The organism is Campylobacter hyointestinalis subsp. hyointestinalis (genome assembly GCF_013372145.1).
GTDB classification, from domain to species: domain Bacteria; phylum Campylobacterota; class Campylobacteria; order Campylobacterales; family Campylobacteraceae; genus Campylobacter; species Campylobacter hyointestinalis.
In genome coordinates this window covers 69,405-85,744 of sequence record NZ_CP053827.1, presented here as the reverse complement: position 1 = coordinate 85,744, position 16,340 = coordinate 69,405, and the positions used below count along the sequence as shown (strand labels likewise).

25 protein-coding genes and 1 pseudogene are annotated in these 16,340 nt (G+C 35.7%); 6 read left to right on the top strand and 20 right to left on the bottom strand.

Going from position 1 to position 16,340, the window contains the following annotated elements; translation table 11 throughout:
• Nucleotides 1-85: 85 nt before the first annotated feature.
• From rpsH to CHHT_RS00385, 18 genes and pseudogenes are all read right to left on the bottom strand, one after another.
• Nucleotides 86-481: a 30S ribosomal protein S8 gene (rpsH, locus tag CHHT_RS00470; RefSeq protein WP_034963090.1), complete on the bottom strand. Its 396-nt coding sequence runs from the start codon at nucleotides 479-481 to the stop codon at nucleotides 86-88.
• Nucleotides 482-491: 10 nt separating this feature from the next.
• Nucleotides 492-677: a type Z 30S ribosomal protein S14 gene (locus CHHT_RS00465; RefSeq protein WP_034963088.1), complete on the bottom strand. Its 186-nt coding sequence runs from the start codon at nucleotides 675-677 to the stop codon at nucleotides 492-494.
• 1 nt (nucleotide 678) lies between these two features.
• Nucleotides 679-1,221 (bottom strand): 50S ribosomal protein L5, encoded by a 543-nt coding sequence (rplE, locus tag CHHT_RS00460; protein WP_034963086.1) that lies wholly within the window; start codon nucleotides 1,219-1,221, stop codon nucleotides 679-681.
• A gap of 2 nt (nucleotides 1,222-1,223) precedes the next feature.
• On the bottom strand, nucleotides 1,224-1,457 hold the full coding sequence (gene rplX / locus CHHT_RS00455; protein ID WP_034963084.1) for a 50S ribosomal protein L24: 234 nt from the start codon (nucleotides 1,455-1,457) through the stop codon (nucleotides 1,224-1,226).
• The gene (gene rplN / locus CHHT_RS00450) at nucleotides 1,457-1,825 is read right to left on the bottom strand and encodes a 50S ribosomal protein L14 (RefSeq protein ID WP_059426544.1); all 369 of its coding nucleotides are present in this window, start codon (nucleotides 1,823-1,825) and stop codon (nucleotides 1,457-1,459) included. The genes rplX and rplN overlap by 1 nt, the downstream gene beginning before the upstream one ends.
• Nucleotides 1,825-2,070 (bottom strand): 30S ribosomal protein S17, encoded by a 246-nt coding sequence (rpsQ, locus tag CHHT_RS00445; protein ID WP_370510335.1) that lies wholly within the window; start codon nucleotides 2,068-2,070, stop codon nucleotides 1,825-1,827. The genes rplN and rpsQ overlap by 1 nt, the downstream gene beginning before the upstream one ends.
• A 22-nt stretch (nucleotides 2,071-2,092) precedes the next feature.
• Nucleotides 2,093-2,278: a 50S ribosomal protein L29 gene (gene rpmC / locus CHHT_RS00440; protein ID WP_034963081.1), complete on the bottom strand. Its 186-nt coding sequence runs from the start codon at nucleotides 2,276-2,278 to the stop codon at nucleotides 2,093-2,095.
• Nucleotides 2,265-2,690: a 50S ribosomal protein L16 gene (gene rplP / locus CHHT_RS00435; protein ID WP_034963079.1), complete on the bottom strand. Its 426-nt coding sequence runs from the start codon at nucleotides 2,688-2,690 to the stop codon at nucleotides 2,265-2,267. The genes rpmC and rplP overlap by 14 nt, the downstream gene beginning before the upstream one ends.
• Before the next feature lie 2 nt (nucleotides 2,691-2,692).
• A complete protein-coding gene (rpsC, locus tag CHHT_RS00430) occupies nucleotides 2,693-3,391 on the bottom strand; it encodes a 30S ribosomal protein S3 (RefSeq protein ID WP_034963076.1) in 699 nt (232 codons plus the stop codon).
• A 10-nt stretch (nucleotides 3,392-3,401) separates the two neighbouring features.
• Nucleotides 3,402-3,725: pseudogene (gene rplV, locus CHHT_RS00425) on the bottom strand (50S ribosomal protein L22); the annotation flags it as partial.
• A 9-nt stretch (nucleotides 3,726-3,734) separates the two neighbouring features.
• Nucleotides 3,735-4,016 (bottom strand): 30S ribosomal protein S19, encoded by a 282-nt coding sequence (gene rpsS / locus CHHT_RS00420; RefSeq protein WP_034963072.1) that lies wholly within the window; start codon nucleotides 4,014-4,016, stop codon nucleotides 3,735-3,737.
• A 2-nt stretch (nucleotides 4,017-4,018) separates the two neighbouring features.
• Nucleotides 4,019-4,849 carry a 50S ribosomal protein L2 gene (gene rplB / locus CHHT_RS00415; RefSeq protein ID WP_034963070.1) on the bottom strand — a complete coding sequence of 277 codons (831 nt, stop codon included), beginning with the start codon at nucleotides 4,847-4,849 and terminating at the stop codon, nucleotides 4,019-4,021.
• A gap of 1 nt (nucleotide 4,850) precedes the next feature.
• Nucleotides 4,851-5,132, bottom strand: a complete 282-nt coding sequence (locus CHHT_RS00410; RefSeq protein ID WP_034963068.1) for a 50S ribosomal protein L23 — start codon at nucleotides 5,130-5,132, stop codon at nucleotides 4,851-4,853.
• Between the two features lie 2 nt (nucleotides 5,133-5,134).
• Nucleotides 5,135-5,749: a 50S ribosomal protein L4 gene (rplD, locus tag CHHT_RS00405; RefSeq protein ID WP_034963067.1), complete on the bottom strand. Its 615-nt coding sequence runs from the start codon at nucleotides 5,747-5,749 to the stop codon at nucleotides 5,135-5,137.
• Nucleotides 5,746-6,324, bottom strand: a complete 579-nt coding sequence (gene rplC, locus CHHT_RS00400; protein ID WP_034963065.1) for a 50S ribosomal protein L3 — start codon at nucleotides 6,322-6,324, stop codon at nucleotides 5,746-5,748. The genes rplD and rplC overlap by 4 nt, the downstream gene beginning before the upstream one ends.
• A gap of 18 nt (nucleotides 6,325-6,342) precedes the next feature.
• On the bottom strand, nucleotides 6,343-6,654 hold the full coding sequence (rpsJ, locus tag CHHT_RS00395) for a 30S ribosomal protein S10 (protein WP_002847957.1): 312 nt from the start codon (nucleotides 6,652-6,654) through the stop codon (nucleotides 6,343-6,345).
• 316 nt (nucleotides 6,655-6,970) lie between these two features.
• Entirely contained in the window at nucleotides 6,971-7,621 is a 651-nt protein-coding gene (locus CHHT_RS00390; protein WP_034963063.1) for a superoxide dismutase, read from the bottom strand.
• A gap of 67 nt (nucleotides 7,622-7,688) precedes the next feature.
• Nucleotides 7,689-8,318, bottom strand: coding sequence for a protein-L-isoaspartate(D-aspartate) O-methyltransferase (locus CHHT_RS00385; RefSeq protein WP_034963061.1), 630 nt, complete (start codon nucleotides 8,316-8,318; stop codon nucleotides 7,689-7,691).
• A 246-nt stretch (nucleotides 8,319-8,564) separates the two neighbouring features.
• On the opposite strand from CHHT_RS00385, the gene CHHT_RS00380 reads away from it, so the two are divergent.
• From CHHT_RS00380 to hydF, 6 genes are read left to right on the top strand one after another with little or no spacing between them, the layout of a single operon-like run.
• Nucleotides 8,565-9,920: a [Fe-Fe] hydrogenase large subunit C-terminal domain-containing protein gene (locus tag CHHT_RS00380; RefSeq protein ID WP_034963059.1), complete on the top strand. Its 1,356-nt coding sequence runs from the start codon at nucleotides 8,565-8,567 to the stop codon at nucleotides 9,918-9,920.
• 10 nt (nucleotides 9,921-9,930) lie between these two features.
• Nucleotides 9,931-10,272, top strand: a complete 342-nt coding sequence (locus CHHT_RS00375) for an iron hydrogenase small subunit (protein ID WP_034963057.1) — start codon at nucleotides 9,931-9,933, stop codon at nucleotides 10,270-10,272.
• The gene (locus CHHT_RS00370; RefSeq protein WP_034963056.1) at nucleotides 10,265-10,921 is read left to right on the top strand and encodes a cytochrome b/b6 domain-containing protein; all 657 of its coding nucleotides are present in this window, start codon (nucleotides 10,265-10,267) and stop codon (nucleotides 10,919-10,921) included. The genes CHHT_RS00375 and CHHT_RS00370 overlap by 8 nt, the downstream gene beginning before the upstream one ends.
• An 8-nt stretch (nucleotides 10,922-10,929) precedes the next feature.
• On the top strand, nucleotides 10,930-12,402 hold the full coding sequence (gene hydG / locus CHHT_RS00365; protein ID WP_034963053.1) for a [FeFe] hydrogenase H-cluster radical SAM maturase HydG: 1,473 nt from the start codon (nucleotides 10,930-10,932) through the stop codon (nucleotides 12,400-12,402).
• Complete coding sequence (gene hydE, locus CHHT_RS00360) at nucleotides 12,377-13,429, top strand: [FeFe] hydrogenase H-cluster radical SAM maturase HydE (RefSeq protein ID WP_034963051.1); 1,053 nt, start codon at nucleotides 12,377-12,379, stop codon at nucleotides 13,427-13,429. Before hydG ends, hydE begins: the two co-directional genes overlap by 26 nt.
• Nucleotides 13,430-13,438: 9 nt before the next feature.
• Nucleotides 13,439-14,641, top strand: coding sequence for a [FeFe] hydrogenase H-cluster maturation GTPase HydF (gene hydF, locus CHHT_RS00355; RefSeq protein ID WP_034963048.1), 1,203 nt, complete (start codon nucleotides 13,439-13,441; stop codon nucleotides 14,639-14,641).
• On the opposite strand, the gene CHHT_RS00350 is transcribed toward hydF, so the two are convergent.
• On the bottom strand, nucleotides 14,616-15,278 hold the full coding sequence (locus CHHT_RS00350; protein ID WP_034963208.1) for a carbon-nitrogen hydrolase family protein: 663 nt from the start codon (nucleotides 15,276-15,278) through the stop codon (nucleotides 14,616-14,618). The genes hydF and CHHT_RS00350 overlap by 26 nt on opposite strands.
• Entirely contained in the window at nucleotides 15,268-16,290 is a 1,023-nt protein-coding gene (locus CHHT_RS00345; protein ID WP_034963045.1) for a ribonucleotide-diphosphate reductase subunit beta, read from the bottom strand. Before CHHT_RS00345 ends, CHHT_RS00350 begins: the two co-directional genes overlap by 11 nt.
• Between the last annotated feature and the right edge of the window lie 50 nt (nucleotides 16,291-16,340).

Genomic DNA, 16,340 nt, shown 5'->3' with positions numbered 1-16,340 from the left:
TATTTCTACGCTAAATTTAAACGAATGGATATCCAATGCCATAAAAAAGATTTAGCCCCTTAAATTTAAAAGGCTAATTCAACTCTTACCAAACTGTGCAAAGTACTTCGCCGCCCACACCAATCTTGTGAGCTTCATCATTACTTAAAACACCTTTGCTTGTACTTACTATGATAGTTCCATAACCATTTTTAAATCTTTTTATCTCGTCTTTACCTTGATAAACTCTACGACCAGGTTTTGAAACTCTTTTTAGTTCATTTATTACGCTTCTACCACGTTCGTCATATTTTAAAACTACGTTGATGAATTTTTTGTTTCCTTCTTCAACAACGTTATAGCTCTCTATATAACCTTTATCAGCTAGGATCTTCAAAGTTGCTTCAACAACATTTGAATGAAGAAGTTTTGTTGTATCAAGTCTTCTCATACTAGCGTTTCTAATACGTGTTAATCCGTCTGAAATTAAATCATTTATCATCTTGCTTCCCTTACCAACTTGCTTTTTTAAGACCCGGTATTAGTCCTTCGTTAGCCATTTTTCTTAGGCACACACGGCAAATTCCAAAATCTTTATAAACAGAGTGTGGGCGACCACAAATTTGACATCTAGTATATCCACGTGAGCTAAATTTAGGAGCACGTGCTGCTTTTGCTATCATTGATTTTTTTGCCATATTACTTTCCTTTTGCAAATGGAACACCAAACAATTCAAGTAACTTGAATGCTTGCTTGTCATCGTTAGCTGTTGTAACTACAGTTATGTTCATACCGTGTGTTCTTAGAATTTGATCATATACAACTTCTGGGAACATTAATTGTTCATTTAAACCGAAATTATAATTTCCACGACCATCAAATCCATCTCTTGGAAGACCACGGAAGTCCTTAACTCTTGGCAATGCAACACTGATAAGCTTGTCTAAGAAAGCATACATTCGCTCTTTTCTTAGAGTAACTTTTATACCTACTGGGAAGCCTTCACGAACTTTAAATCCAGCAACTGATTTTTTAGCGTTTGTAACAACTGCTTTTTGACCAGCTATTAAAGATATTGTATCAGCCATATTTTGAAGCAACTTTTGATCTTTAGCACCCTCGCCAGCTCCAACGCTGATAACGATTTTCTCAAGTGCTGGGATAAGCATAGGATTTTTTATATCAAATTCTTTTACTAGAGCTGGTTTAATACTCTCATTATATTTTGCTTTTAATCTCATACTTAACCCTCAACTTTTGCAACATTTGAAATGTCGATAGGCATCTCTTTACTAACAAATCCACCGTTTGGATTTTTATCAGTCGGTTTTACCGCTTTTTTAGCAACTTTAACGCCTTCAACTATTACTTGACCTTTTTTTGGTAAAACAGCAAGAACTTTTGCAACTTTACCTTTGTCATCGCCTGCGATTACTTTTACTTCATCGCCTTTTTTAATTTTATATTTAATCGCCATTATAGAACCTCCGGTGCAAGAGATACAATCTTCATAAAGTTTGCATATCTTACTTCTCTACCAACTGGGCCAAATATACGAGTGCCTACTGGCTCTTTTTTACTATCAAGTATAACGGCTGCATTTTCGTCAAATCTAATAAGTGATCCATTTGCTCTTTGAACCTCTTTTTTAGTTCTAACTACTACTGCTTTAACTACTTGACCTTTTTTTATTTTACCGTTTGGTAGAGCTTTTTTTACTGAACAAACGATGATATCGCCTAGACTTGCGTATCTTCTTTTGCTACCGCCTAAAACTTTTATACACATAAGCTCTTTTGCGCCACTGTTATCAGCTACTGCTAGTCTTGTAAAACTTTGTATCATTATTCAACTCCTGTTTTCAAAACCGCTTGTAAGCGGAAGCTTTTTCTAGCACTTAGTGGTCTACATTCAACAGCAGATATAGTATCTCCTGCTTTTAGCTCATTTTTTTCATCATGAACTAGGTATTTTTTAAAGCGTTTTACAAATTTGTGATATCTTGGGTGCATAACTCTTCTTTCAACAAGAATAGTTGCTGTTTTATCACCAGCCTTTGCAACGACAACGCCTTGAATTTGTCTTTTCATTTCTACTGCCATTGTTCGCCCCTTATTTCGCAGCACTAATTGCAGTATTGATTCTAGCGATCTCTTTTTTAGTATCGCGAATCTCGTTAGGGTTAGTTAGCTGCATTGTTTTTAGCTTTTGTCTAAGTGTAAATAAAAGCACCTTTTTCTCTTTTAATAACGCTGTAAGTTCGCTTACGCTCTTTGCACTTATCTCAGTATACTTCATTTTCGCTCTCTTTAGTTACAAACTTAGTCTTAAATGGTAGCTTGTGCATTGCAAGAGTTAAAGCCTCTCTGGCTAGCTCTTCGCTGATTCCAGACATTTCAAATATTATTCTACCTGGTTTAATATTCATAACCCATTCTTCAACTCCACCTTTACCTTTACCCATACGAGTTTCAAGAGGTTTTTTAGTGATAGGTTTATCAGGGAAAACTCTTATCCAAGTTTTAGCTTGTCTTTTAACATGACGAGTATATGCTTGACGAGCTGATTCTATCTGGCGTGAATTTACACGTCCTGCTTCAACAGCTTTTAGTCCGAACTCACCAAGAGCAAGATCGACTCCTCTTGTTGCATAGCCGCGATTGCGACCTTTCATCATTTTACGATATTTAGTTCTCTTTGGTAATAACATAACTATTTACCCCTTCTAGCACGTCTTGGTTTTTTTGGTGCTGTATCTTCATTTTTCTCAGCTTGGATACCTTTTTGAAGAACTTCGCCTTTGAAAATCCAAACTTTAATACCTATGTTGCCATAAGTAGTATGAGCTTCTGCAAAACCGTAGTCTATCTTAGCTCTTAATGTATGAAGAGGAACACGACCTTCAAGATACCACTCTGTTCTTGCCATCTCAGCGCCACCTAAACGACCTGCTACTGAAACTTTGATACCTTTAGCACCTGCTTTTTGAGCGCCTTGGATAACTTTTTTCATAGCACGACGGAAAGCAACGCGTCTTTCAAGCTGCATAGCTACATTTTCTGCTGCTAATTGAGCTGAACTTCCTGCTTTTCTCTCTTCTTTGATATTTATAGTGATGTCTTTATTTACCAACTTCGCAACTTCAGCTCTTAAATTTTCAACCTCGCCACCTTTTTTACCGATGATAATGCCTGGACGAGCCGCAACTACTGTTACACGAAGTTTTTTAGCTGTTCTTTCGATAAGAATTTGACTAACACCTGCATAATAAAGCTTAGTTTTTAGGAATTTTCTTATCTTATAATCTTCACCTATATTTTCTGGTAAAGTCGCTTTTGATGGAAACCATCTAGACTCCCAGTTTCTATTGATACCTAGTCTAAGACCTATTGGATTAACTTTTTGTCCCATTTTATGCTTCCTTACTCTCTGGTTTAGATACTTCTACAAGAATGTGGCTAGTTGGTTTTCTTATTCTACTAGCGCTTCCTCTTGCACGTGGCCTAAATCTTTTAAGAACAGGACCGGCATCTACTCTACAACTTTTTACAACTACCTCTTCAGGCTCAAATCCGCCATTAGCTACAGCTGAGCTGATAGCATTTGCAATGTATTTTGCACCACGGTTAGGCATAAAACTCAAACTTGCAAGTGCAAGCTCTGCATTCATTCCTTGTACTTCATCTGCTATAAGTCTAGCTTTTGTTGGAGATAGTCTTATGAATTTAATAATAGCTTTACTCATAACTTCCCCTTATTTACCTATTTTTTTCTGAACAGAGCCTTTATGACCCTTAAATGTTCTTGTTGGTGCAAATTCGCCCAGCTTATAACCTATATGATTTTCTGTTACATATACAGGAATAAAGCTTTTGCCATTATGCACATTAAATGTCAAACCTATCATTTCAGGTATTATTGTGCTTCTTCTTGACCAAGTTTTAATTGGTTTGTTGTCATTAGCGGCTTTTGCAGCTAGAACTTTTTTCATAACATGATCATCGACAAATGGACCTTTTTTTAGTGATCTAGCCATCGTTATTTACCTTTCCTTCTTGATATTATAAGTTTATCACTAGCTTTTTTACGGCGAGTTTTAGCACCCTTAGTTGGTTTACCCCATGGAGTAACTGGATGACGGCCTGAGTTTTTCTTGCCTTCACCACCACCGTGTGGGTGATCTACTGGGTTCATTGCACTACCTCTAGTTTGAGGACGAATTCCTCTATAGCGGTTGCGACCTGCTTTGCCGATAGTTACGTTTGCCCAGTCTTCATTTCCTACAACACCGACTGTAGCCATACACTCAGCCAAAACTTGTCTCATCTCACCGCTTGGAAGTCTTAGGATAACGTATTTTTCTTCTTTACCCATAAGTTGAGCGTAACCGCCTGCACTTCTAGCCATTTGAGCACCTTTACCAGGTTTAAGCTCTATGTTATGAACTATCGTACCTACAGGTATACTTTTTAATTTCATAGCATTACCCGGTTTTATATCAAGACCTGCTTCAGCTGAGCTGATAACATCGCCGACATTTAAACCATTTGGACGAATAATATATCTTTTCTCGCCGTCACTATAGGATATAAGAGCAATACGGCAATTTCTATTTGGATCGTATTCTATAGCTTCTACTTTACCAGGAATATCAAATTTCTTTCTTTTGAAATCAATTATACGATAAAGTTTTTTCGCACCAGCTTCTTTATGGCGGCTAGTGATTCTACCATTGTGATTTCTACCTGCAGTAGCTGGAATTTTTACAAGTAAGCTTCTAACACTTGCTTTAGCTGTGATGTCTTCACTAGACAAACTTGTCATAAATCTTCTACTTGGAGTATATGGTTTAAAACTTCTTATAGCCATCTTATGCCTCCTGGTTTTCTAGGCTAACGCCATCTGGTAATTTGACATAGAATTTTTTGAAATCATTTCTTACGCCAATTCTTCCTTTAAAACGCTTAACTTTTCCGTCCATTCTAAGTGAATTTACTCTAAGTGGCGTTACACCGAAATACTCTTTAAGAACCTCTTTAAGACTATTTTTTGTCATTTTTGGTGAAGTTTGGATAACTACTACACCTTGCTCACCGAGGCCTAAAGTTTTTTCTGTATAAAGTATAGTTTTGATATCTGTTATATCTGCCATTTTTAGCCCTCTTTTACGATAGATTGTAGTGCTGCTTTTTCAGCTATGACTGCACTATAAACTGCAACTAAATATGCATTTACTTCACTAGCATCAACAACGTAGCAATTTGCTAAGTTTCTAAATGCTAAAAGTGTTTTTGCATCAAGTTCGTTTTTGATGATAAGTGCGTCTCTTACACCAAGTTTATTTATGACTGACGCTGCATCTTTTGTCTTGCCACTTGCTATTTCTATGCTATCAACCGCAAAAAATTTACCGTTTGTAACTTTATCGTTTAAAGCAAATTCAAGAGCAAGTCTTTTTTGTTTTTTATTGATTTTTTGATCATAATTTCTATTGTTCTTTGGACCAAATGCAACTGCACCGCCTACCCATACGTTAGTTCTTGTTGAACCAGCACGAGCGCCGCCGCGACCTTTTTGTCTCCAAGGCTTTTTACCGCCACCGCTTACGTCTGAGCGACCTTTAGTGTGAGCAGAGTTGGCTCTTATACCAGAAAGGTAGCTTTTGACATATAAATATAGATTATGCGAATTTACTTCAGCGTAACTTGCTGGAAGCTCCATCTCGCTTGTTTTTTCAAATTTTTCGTTTAGAACGCTTATTTTACTCATTTGACTATCCTTACTCTACCCATAGCACCGTTAAATCCCGGTACAGAACCTTTTAAAACCAAGATACCATTTGCAGCGTCAAAACTAACCACTTCGTTTTTAACAGTAGTTTTAACATTGCCATAATGTCCAGCCATTTTTCTACCTGGTTGAACACGACCTGGCCATTCGCAGTTTCCTATAGATCCCGGACGTCTGTGAAAACGTGAACCGTGACTTGCTGGACCACCTGCAAAACCGTGTCTTTTTATAACACCTTGGAAGCCTCTACCTTTGGTATTAAAGCTTACTTTTAGCACTTTTGCTTCATTTAGCGGATTTACGTCCAAATCGCCGACTTCGCTATTTGAAACGCTTAAAGTAGCAAATGAGTTAAATTCGCTGCTTAGTCCGTATTTTTTTTGTTGACCTTTTATAGCTTTGTTATCTGCTTTTGTATAAGCATAAGCTACGATAGCTTTGTTGTTATCACCAAGTTCGCAAACCTTTGCAGGTAGTAGTTTAAGTAGCGTAACAGGAGTACTTGGGTTTGAGATAGTTCTACTCATACCTATTTTTTCTACGATATATTCCATCATTTCTTCCTTTTACTCTTACTTGCCCATAGCACGAACTTCGACATTAACTTCTGGAGCTAAGTCAAGTTTTGTTAAGCTATCAACTGTATCTGGAGTAGCTGCTACGATATCTAGCATACGAGCGTGAATTCTCATCTCAAATTGCTCACGAGAATCTTTATTTACGTGTGGAGATTTTAACACTGTGTAGCGCTTGATCTTTGTAGGCATTGGTACTGGACCTCTTACGTCAGCTCCAGTTCTTTTAACAGCTTCTACGATAGCTGCAACTGTACGGTCTAGAACTCTATGGTCATAAGCTTTTAGCTTAAGCCTAATTCTTTCCATGTTTTTTCCTTTAAAAATAACTTGTCACGACACGTGACCTTTTGATATAGTAAAACTTGCATAGGCTTTAATTTGGGTTAAAATCAGCTTACAAGTAGGACTTGCCTTTTCATCAAAAGACGCGTATTATATCTAAAACTATATATGAAATCAAATTTTATGAAGATTTTTTCGGATTTTTCGGATTTTTTTTCCTTAAAAAAAGGAATAAAAAATAAATTTAAGACTAAATTCAAAAAATATAAATTTGGATAATCCACTAAATTTATATAAAATTTAGTGGATAAATTTAGCTAAATAAAGCTAAATTTAAATATCAAGCCTGACAGTGATCTCCGCAACATCCACTTCTTTTATATATCTCATCCATATAAAATCTAACGGAATTTAGTCCTTCTTTTTTTGCCCATTCATAAGCATCGCTTACAAACTTCCAATTGATATTTTCATAAAATTTTTCAAGATAAGCTGCTCTTGCATTTTTTACATCTATATAATAAGCGTGTTCCCAAACATCAACAACTAAAAGTGGAACTAAGCCGTATGTTATAGGATTTGAAGCGTTGCTAGTATTTTTTATAGATAGTTTCTCATTGCTTGGATCATAGACTAACCACGTCCAACCAGAACCAAAAAGAGTAGTGGCATTTTTGATAAATTCTGATCTAAAATCACTAAAATTTGTTTGCAGGTCTGCTTGCAGCTCACTACTTATACCGCTTTTTACGGCTATACAATCCCAGTAAAAATCGTGGTTGTAAATTTGAGCCGCATTATTGAAAATACCATCATCAGACATAGTGATAATATCAAATAGGCTCTCATTTTCAAATTTGGTATTTTTTATAAGGTTGTTTAGGTTATTTATGTAAGCTTGATGATGCTTGCCATAATGAAAGTTACAGGTTTCTTCACTGATAACACCGTTGTTTTTTGGATCAAATGGTAATTTTCTAAGCTCAAACATGACAATCTCCTTAAACGTTTGATATTTGCGATTATATCAGGAAAATATAAACAAAAAAAAGAAGTATCTATTCTCTACCACTTAAAAGTGGAACGAATTCACACTCTTCAAGTATTATCTTATCTATATTTAAAGCATTTTTGATGAATTTAGTTATCGATTGTTTTTGTCCGTTTTTTACGGGAGCTACTAAAATTCCGCCGTCTTTTAGCTGATTAAAAAGTTTACTTGGCACCTCATCGCAAGCACAACTAAGCAAAATTCTATCATAAGGAGCGTACGAGCTCCAACCGGCATTACCGTCGTCGTATCTTATATTTACATTATTTAAATTTAATTTTTTAATAGTAGCTTTTGCCGCAAGTGCCAGTTTTTCTATACGTTCAACACTAAAAATTCTATGAGCTATCTTACTCAAGATCGCAGCTTGATATCCGCTTCCACAACCGATCTCAAGTATATTATCGCAATTTTCAGCCTCCAAAGCAAGCGTCATTTTAGCTACTGTTAATGGCGAACTGATCCATTGATTGCCCCCTATTGGATGAGCATCTAGCTTAAAAGCATTTATAGAAACTGGAACGAATGTGGTGCGTGGAGTACTACAAAACGCCTTATAAACCATAGGTGTAAGTCCTATAACATCGGCTATATCATCAGCCATTTTTTGACATCTTGCTCGTTCTAAACTATCCATTTTTCCCTTTCGAAACTTTAAAATTGTCATTGTACATAAATTTTACTTATGATATCTTTTTACTTGTTTTTAAATTTTTTGATAAGTATCAAATAAACTATAATTTAATATTAAGCTAATGTATATTAATAAAATATTAATAATATACATTAATATACATTTTTAACGGATATTGAAAATATAAAATTATACAATTTCAAAAATAGTAATAATTTTACTAAATTAATATTATCAAGGAGAACTTTAATGAGTGATTCAGTATCAAGCATCAAAACATTTGCTCCGCCGCCAAATGCTAGGGGAAGCGGTGAGGAATTTGAAGGCACTTATAGAAAAGGCGAACTTCGAGGTATCATCAAAATCAACCAAAAAAATTGCGTTGGCTGTGATACTTGCTCTTCATTTTGTCCAACAGATGCGATCGACGGCTCACTAGGTGTTGCCCACGCGATCGATAACAACAAATGCGTAGCCTGTGGTCAATGCCTCGTAAATTGTCCGTTTGGCGCAATCGAACAAATGAGTTTTGTGGATGAAGTTTTAGAAAAACTCGATAATCAAGATCTGTTTGTAGTAGCGCACCCATCACCAGCTACGCGTGTTGCTTTAGCCGAAGAATTCGGTGCAGAGCCCGGAACTTTAACGATAAATAAGATGTATAACGCTCTTGTTAAAGCCGGATTTCATATGTATGATGTAAATTTTGCAGCCGATCAAACTATACTAGAAGAAGGAACCGAATTTATAAAAAAAGTCAAATACTGGCTTTTGGAAGAGAGAGCTAATGATTTAGAACATATGGCAGGACATCCGTTTCCGCATTTTACTAGCTGCTGTCCAGCGTGGATTAGAAATGCTGAAATTTTTCATCCCGAACTTTTACCGCATATCTCAGGTGCAAAGTCTCCGATTCAAATGGGCGGATCGCTAGCAAAAGCTTGGGCTTCTAAATTCGTATGGAACGTAGATCCAAGAAAAATTTATATGGTATCGGTTACTCCTTGTACTGCTAAGATTTTTGAAGCAAGCAGACCAGAGTTTAACTCAGCATGGAAATATCTAATGGATAGCGGAGAATTACCAACTGACACTGCGTCTTTTCCGGACGTAGATGCTTGTTTAACAGTTAGGGATATAGCAAATATATTTCGCAAAAAAGGTATAAATCCGCTTGAGATGAGCGATGATTACGCAAATGAAGTTGCAAACGTCTATACCGGTGCGGCAACTATTTTTGGAAGTAGCGGAGGAGTTATGGAAGCGGCACTTAGAACTGCTTATTTTATACTAAGTGGTCAAGAGTTAAAGGATCCAAATTTAACTTTGGTACGCGGATACGACAATGATATAACAGAAGCTATTATTCCCATTCCTCTTAAAGATTACGGCGGTAAGGTTATAGAAGTAAAAATCGCAGTTGTAAATGGAGCGTCTAAAAATATCGATAAAATAGCAAAAGAGTTAATAAGCGATAAAAATAGATATCATTTTGTTGAAGTGATGAATTGTCCAGGAGGATGCATCAACGGTGGCGGTCAGCCAGTAAGAACAATGGGAACTTCATGGCTACATCCAGTTTTACCTCTACCGCTTAGATCTTAAAGGATAAAAAATGGCAAAATACATAGAAAAAAATGTAGGAAAACTTCTATCAAGAAGAGACTTTCTAAAAGTTTTAGGAGTAAGCGTATCGGTTGTAGCAATTAGCGGATACGCTATCACCGATCTGGTTAAAAAACGCAAATCTTATATCTCGCTTCGTCAGCAAGGACTTTATAGAGACGACGCGAGATTACAAAAAGTAAATTTAACAGGTTCTCATCAAAATTCAAGCTGTATGCAAGTCTATAAAGACCTAAAAACAGGACCTATGGGCGAAACTGCAGAGCAGCTTTTACACACAAACGTTTATGTAGATAGAACTAATCTTGGTTTAAGGAGTCACCATGCATAGCGATACAGTTTTAAAATTCCCATTTAGCGAACGTGCTTTTCATCTGATAAATTTGGTTACATGGTTCATACTAGCTATTAGCGGTTGTTTGATTTATTTTAAATACATAAGTGAATCTCAAGTTAAATTTTTTATGAATATGCACATTGTAGTAGCGATTATTTTTAGTATAAATTTCTTAGCTTTTATATTTTTAAATACCGATAGATTTATACTTTTAATGCGAAATTTACTTATTTGGGATAGAGATACTTTTGCTTGGTTTAAAAATTTAGGCGGATATCCAAAAAAGATTTTCGGTATAAATTTTGGACCAGATGAAGTTGCACCACAAGGCAGATTTAACGCTGGACAAAAGCTTACTTATCTATTTTTTATATTTATGATTTTTGGGCTTATCATCACTGGTTGGGCTTTATATGCTTTAGCTCCGTTAATAGGCAAAGCCGCTACAAATTTTATGTTTTATTTTCATATTTGGGGCGGTATCATTGCTACTTTGATAGTTATTTTAGCTCATGTTCCTATGGCATTTTTAAACAAAGCAGATTTCAAAGCTATGTTTAGCAACGGAGAAATTCCGCTTGAAGATGCTATGCATCATTCTCCAAAATGGGTGAAAAATGACTTAACTAAAGTAGTAGATTAGGAAAGAAAATGAACTGGATAAAAGATAGATTTGATAAAATTTTAAAGTGGGAAAAAACAAATCCTTGGAAAAACTTTATCGATGAAAACACCATAGAAGAAACTTTAAAACATACTCAAAATCCTAGCAAGGATCAAGTTTTAGCAGTCATAAAGACTGCTAAAGCAAACGCATATACCGGTAAAATGTTAAGCTTGGAAGAAACGGCTATTTTATTAAATAGCACTCACAAAGAGCTTGATGATGAAATTTTCAAAGCCGCGACTTTCATCAAAGAAGAGGTTTATGGCAATAGAATAGTGCTATTTTCGCCACTTTATATATCAAGCCCTTGTGTTAATAATTGTACGTATTGTGGATTTAGATCATCAAATGATAAATTAGTCAAAAAAAATCTAGATATGGACGAGCTTAAAGATGAAGTTTTAGCTATGCTTAAAAACGGACAAAAACGTCTGATCGCCGTATATGGAGAGCATCCAAAAAGCGATTATAACTACATAGCAAAAAGCGTGAGAAATATTTATAGTGTTAAATTTGATAAAAGCGAGATTCGCAGAGTAAATATCAACGCCGCTCCGATGTTTGAAGATGAATACAAAACCATAAAAGCTGAAGGAATAGGCACTTATCAAGTTTTTCAAGAAACATACCATAGACCTACTTACTCCAAAGTACATCCAAAAGGAACTTTAAAAGGCGAGTACGACTGGAGAGTATTTTCTTTACATAGAGCACTGAACGCCGGACTTGATGATGTAGCAGTCGGCGTACTTTTTGGGCTTTATGATTATAAATTTGAACTTCTAGCTATGCTATGCCACGCTTATAGCTTAGAGGAAAATTTCGGCGTAGGTCCTCACACAATGAGTTTTCCGCGCATCAAAGCCACTTCAAACAAAGAAAAACAAGAATTTCCTTACGCGCTTAGCGATGAGGATTTTATAAGACTTGTTGCGATAGTGCGTTTGATGTGTCCATTTACAGGAACTATTTTAACTGCTAGAGAAGAACCAGAACTAAGAGACGAGATATTAAAAAAATGCGGTGTTTCGCAAACCGACGCAGGAACAAATATCGCAGTCGGCGGATACTCACATACAAAAGTTCAAAACGACCTTACAAATCAACAATTTGAAACAGGCGACACTAGAAGTATCGACGAGTTTATTTTAAGCTTAGTAAAAGAGGGAAAACTTCCTTCGTTTTGTACGAGTTGTTATAGAGAAGGACGCACGGGATGTAATTTTATGCCATTAGCCAAACATGCTAAAATCAAACATTTATGTATCCCAAACGGTATTTTAACGTTTAAAGAGTACATTAGGGATTATGCGAGCGATGAGGTTAAAGAGCTTGGAGAAAATCTCATCATACCAAAATATCTAAATATTTTAAAAGAAAACTTGCCACTAGTTGCGGAACAAGTTGAAAAAATGCTAACGGAGATAGATAATGGCGGCAAAGACTGTCACTTATAAGCTTCTTCGTAAGCTTTACGAACAGCACTATATAGAGCCTAATGAGTCTGAAGAGATTTTGCAAGATGATAGTATAAATGAAGAGCTTTTTCATTTTGCAAATCTTACTCGCATTAAGTACTCGCGTAAAGATATTCATCTAAAAGCTTTAATAGAAATATCAAACATCTGCAATGGCACCTGTTTTTATTGCGGTCTTCGCTCACAAAATAGAGAAATTTCAAGATATAAATTAAAAAAAGAAAACATAATGAAAGTAGCCAAAGAGGCTATAAATTTGGGTTATAAGACTATAGTTATGCAGTCTGGTCAAAGCAACGCTTACTGCGTTGATGAGCTTTGCGAGATTATCAAATTTATAAACGAGCTAGGGGCTAGGATTACTTTAAGCTTAGGCGAAAAAACTTACGAAGAGTACCTTGCATTTAAAAAAGCCGGAGCAAACAGATATTTATTGCGTATAGAATGCACAGATCCTCAAATTTACTCTAAACTTCACCCCAAAATGAGCCTGGAAAATCGCTTTAAATGCCTTGAATATCTACAATCTTTGCATTATGAAACAGGAAGCGGTTTGATAGTTGGATTACCTCAGCAAACTTGCAAAACTATAGCGAACGATATCGATTTTTTTAAAAAGAGTGATTTTGATATGATAGGCGTAGGTCCTTTTTTACCTTGTGAAAATACGCCTTTAAGTCAGCACGAACATGGAGATTTCTTGCTATCTTTAAAAACTATGGCATTAATCCGTCTTTTTATGCCAAATATTAATATTCCTGCAACGACCGCAATGGAAACTTTGGTTAAAAATGGTCGTTTGCAAGCTTTGCAGTGCGGTGCAAACGTCATAATGCCGGCAATCGCAGATTACGAACATCGCAAACAATACAAAATTTATCCAAACAAAGCTACGCCTGATATGAATTTAAACGAGCAAAGAGATCTCATCATTTCGCAACTTAGTACGATAAACTCAGCCATCTCAAATGAGAACGGCGACAGCGCACGTTTTGCTTTGAGATAAAGGAAAAATATGCAAAAAACACCAAATTCATCTAGACTTCATATCGGGATTTTCGGTCGTACGAACGTCGGTAAATCCACGCTTTTAAATTTACTAACAGATCAAGAAGTTTCCATAGTCTCAAACATTGCAGGTACGACCACGAATTCGGTTAAAAAAGCCGTAGAACTTCACAATATCGGCGCCGTACTTTTCACCGATACTGCAGGAGTCGACGACGCCAGTCAGATAAAAGATGAGATAATAGACAAAGTTAAGGGTGAAATCAAAAAAACAGATTTGGCGATTATGCTTTTTAAAGAGCAGATTTTAAGCAAATTTGATGAAATGCTTATAGAGCATTTTTTGCAAATGCAAACGCCTATTTTATTTATAATAAACAAATTTGACAATGATAAATTTGATATAAATTTTCAAAATATCCTTAAAAAGATTTCGCCTTTCGTGCTTTGTTTAAATTTAAAAAAAGACTCCATAGACGAGATTTTGATAAGCTTAGAGCAAATTTACAAACAAAACGCTAAAGAAAAAGAGTTATTTGAGCAGATTTTAGAGCCAAACTCCTTAGTGGTTTTAGTCACTCCCATAGACAAAGAAGCTCCAAAAGATAGACTTATCTTGCCACAAGTTCAAGCTTTAAGAAATATACTTGACAAAAACTCAAACGCACTAGTCACGCAAAAAATAGATGAGAGTCTGTTTAAAAGTTTAGCCAAAACACCAGATCTGATAGTAGCTGATTCTAGTTGCATACTAGAAAGTATAAAAAACTGTCCAGAGAGCGTAAAGATAACGACTTTTTCTATCTTGATGGCAAGACTTAAAGGGGACTTAAGAATTTTAGTAAATGGCGCAAATGCACTTGACGCTTTGAAACTAGGAGATAAAATACTAATAGCAGAAGCTTGTTCGCATAGATATATCGAAGGCGATATCGCTAGAACAAAAATCCCAAAATTATTAGAAAAATATCTCGGATTTAAACCCACTATCAGCTACGTGTGCGGTAACGACTTTGGTGATATAAGCGAATTTAGCCTGATTCTACATTGCGGAGCTTGTATGATAAATCGTAAATTTATGATTTATAGGCAAAATGAAGCGCTAAAAAATAGCGTACCGATAACGAATTACGGTGTTGCGATTTCAAAAATGCAAGGCGTTTTAGATAAAGTTTTAGAAATTTTCAGTGCAGACCTAAAGAATTCTTAAATTTAAATGCCAAATCAGGTTCAAATTTAAAACTTTTTGCAATCTCACCATTTGGCTTAAAAACTGCTCCGAATTTTAGATCTCTGTCGCTACAAGCGATCACATAACAGCGATTTTGTAGAGCCAATGCTTCGCACAAAACTTCAAAATGTCTTTTGCGTCCTTTTCCCCAAAGCGATGGCACAAGAATGATATCCGCGCCTTTTAGCTTTTCCCAAAGCTCTGTAAAACGCAATTCAAAACAGATTAAAACGCCTATCTTGACGCCGCATATTTCAAATAAATTTATATCTTCAACTTTTCCAGCTTTGAATTTGTCTTGTTCTAAATTTGGAGTAAATAAAATCGTTTTTTTCTGTTTATGGATTTCTTTATCGCCGTTTAAAAGTACAAATTCATTAAAACTGCCACTAAAATGAGTAAAACCGAGAAAAGCTCCAGTAGGTAAAACGTTCTTTAAATTTGCGATAAGTTCGTTTTCAAACTCATCGCCTAAATTTTCATATCCGCTCACGCAAAGCTCACTTGCTAGTGCTAACTCGCCTGGTTTTATATCTTTTACTAAATTTAAAAGCTCACTAGCTCTATTTATAGTTCCAGCAGAATTAAGATGTAAAAATCCTAGATCAGAAATCATCAAAAGTAAGGCTTCCTTTACTATAATTCGTAACTTTGCTTTCAAAAAAGTTGCTTTTTTGATCATTAAATTTAGCAAAATCATCGACCCATTTTATCGGATGTTTTGCATTATAAAGCTTTTTAAGCCCGATAGAAGTGAGCCTATCATCGACAAGGTAGTGGATATACTCCTCTATAATATCATCAGTAAATCCCATTATCTGATTTCCTGTGATGTATTTTCCCCACTCTATCTCAAGATCTCCAGCCTTTTGAAACATCTCATAAATTTTAGTTTCTACTTCGCTTGTAAATAGATCTGGACGCTCTTTGCGAACTGAGTTTATCATATTTTGAAACAAAAGCAAGTGAGTTATCTCATCTCTTTGAATAAAGCGTATCATCTGAGCGCTTCCTAGCATTTTTCCAGCACGTGCTAGTGCGTAAATCGCCGTAAATCCACTGTAAAAATAGACGCCCTCTAAAATTTGATTTGCCACCATAGCAAGAAGTAGTTTCTCATCGGTAACTTCGCCAGCGAGCTCTTCATACACGCTTGAGATATAATCATTTTTACGCCTTAAAACCTCATCGTGCTTTTCCATTTCATAGATTAGATCTGTATTATCACAGATCGCTTCTACCATTACGGCGTAGCTTTTTGAGTGGTTTGCCTCTTCATAAGCTTGACGAGCTAAAACCGCATTTATCTCAGGTGCTGTGATATAAGGATTTATATTATCAGCTAGGTTGTTTGTCTGAAAGCTATCCATAGAAATAAGCTGACTCCACACTAGATCATACATACGCTTTTCAGCAGTTGTGAGATTAAAGGCATAATCACGCACATCATCAGTGGTATCAACCTCTTTTGGAAACCACGTATTTGCCTCCATAAGATCCCAAAGTTTTAGCGCCCACGTGTATTTTGCTTTTGTGAAATTTAGAATTCCGTGAGGATTTCCACCAAATACTTTTCTATCATTTAAAGTCTCATTTGAGCTTGGATTATAAATTTTTTTTCTATTCATCATAGTCTTTCAAATTTTAAAGTAGATTAGATTTTATCTAAATAAGTTTT

Coding starts and splice junctions, on each gene's coding strand:
- rpsH (WP_034963090.1), bottom strand. CDS start 481: ATGATAAATGATTTAATTTCAGACGGATTAACACGTATTAGAAACGCT.
- CHHT_RS00465 (WP_034963088.1), bottom strand. CDS start 677: ATGGCAAAAAAATCAATGATAGCAAAAGCAGCACGTGCTCCTAAATTT.
- rplE (WP_034963086.1), bottom strand. CDS start 1,221: ATGAGATTAAAAGCAAAATATAATGAGAGTATTAAACCAGCTCTAGTA.
- rplX (WP_034963084.1), bottom strand. CDS start 1,457: ATGGCGATTAAATATAAAATTAAAAAAGGCGATGAAGTAAAAGTAATC.
- rplN (WP_059426544.1), bottom strand. CDS start 1,825: ATGATACAAAGTTTTACAAGACTAGCAGTAGCTGATAACAGTGGCGCA.
- rpsQ (WP_370510335.1), bottom strand. CDS start 2,070: ATGAAAAGACAAATTCAAGGCGTTGTCGTTGCAAAGGCTGGTGATAAA.
- rpmC (WP_034963081.1), bottom strand. CDS start 2,278: ATGAAGTATACTGAGATAAGTGCAAAGAGCGTAAGCGAACTTACAGCG.
- rplP (WP_034963079.1), bottom strand. CDS start 2,690: ATGTTATTACCAAAGAGAACTAAATATCGTAAAATGATGAAAGGTCGC.
- rpsC (WP_034963076.1), bottom strand. CDS start 3,391: ATGGGACAAAAAGTTAATCCAATAGGTCTTAGACTAGGTATCAATAGA.
- rpsS (WP_034963072.1), bottom strand. CDS start 4,016: ATGGCTAGATCACTAAAAAAAGGTCCATTTGTCGATGATCATGTTATG.
- rplB (WP_034963070.1), bottom strand. CDS start 4,849: ATGGCTATAAGAAGTTTTAAACCATATACTCCAAGTAGAAGATTTATG.
- CHHT_RS00410 (WP_034963068.1), bottom strand. CDS start 5,132: ATGGCAGATATAACAGATATCAAAACTATACTTTATACAGAAAAAACT.
- rplD (WP_034963067.1), bottom strand. CDS start 5,749: ATGAGTAAAATAAGCGTTCTAAACGAAAAATTTGAAAAAACAAGCGAG.
- rplC (WP_034963065.1), bottom strand. CDS start 6,324: ATGGAATATATCGTAGAAAAAATAGGTATGAGTAGAACTATCTCAAAC.
- rpsJ (WP_002847957.1), bottom strand. CDS start 6,654: ATGGAAAGAATTAGGCTTAAGCTAAAAGCTTATGACCATAGAGTTCTA.
- CHHT_RS00390 (WP_034963063.1), bottom strand. CDS start 7,621: ATGTTTGAGCTTAGAAAATTACCATTTGATCCAAAAAACAACGGTGTT.
- CHHT_RS00385 (WP_034963061.1), bottom strand. CDS start 8,318: ATGGATAGTTTAGAACGAGCAAGATGTCAAAAAATGGCTGATGATATA.
- CHHT_RS00380 (WP_034963059.1), top strand. CDS start 8,565: ATGAGTGATTCAGTATCAAGCATCAAAACATTTGCTCCGCCGCCAAAT.
- CHHT_RS00375 (WP_034963057.1), top strand. CDS start 9,931: ATGGCAAAATACATAGAAAAAAATGTAGGAAAACTTCTATCAAGAAGA.
- CHHT_RS00370 (WP_034963056.1), top strand. CDS start 10,265: ATGCATAGCGATACAGTTTTAAAATTCCCATTTAGCGAACGTGCTTTT.
- hydG (WP_034963053.1), top strand. CDS start 10,930: ATGAACTGGATAAAAGATAGATTTGATAAAATTTTAAAGTGGGAAAAA.
- hydE (WP_034963051.1), top strand. CDS start 12,377: ATGGCGGCAAAGACTGTCACTTATAAGCTTCTTCGTAAGCTTTACGAA.
- hydF (WP_034963048.1), top strand. CDS start 13,439: ATGCAAAAAACACCAAATTCATCTAGACTTCATATCGGGATTTTCGGT.
- CHHT_RS00350 (WP_034963208.1), bottom strand. CDS start 15,278: ATGATTTCTGATCTAGGATTTTTACATCTTAATTCTGCTGGAACTATA.
- CHHT_RS00345 (WP_034963045.1), bottom strand. CDS start 16,290: ATGAATAGAAAAAAAATTTATAATCCAAGCTCAAATGAGACTTTAAAT.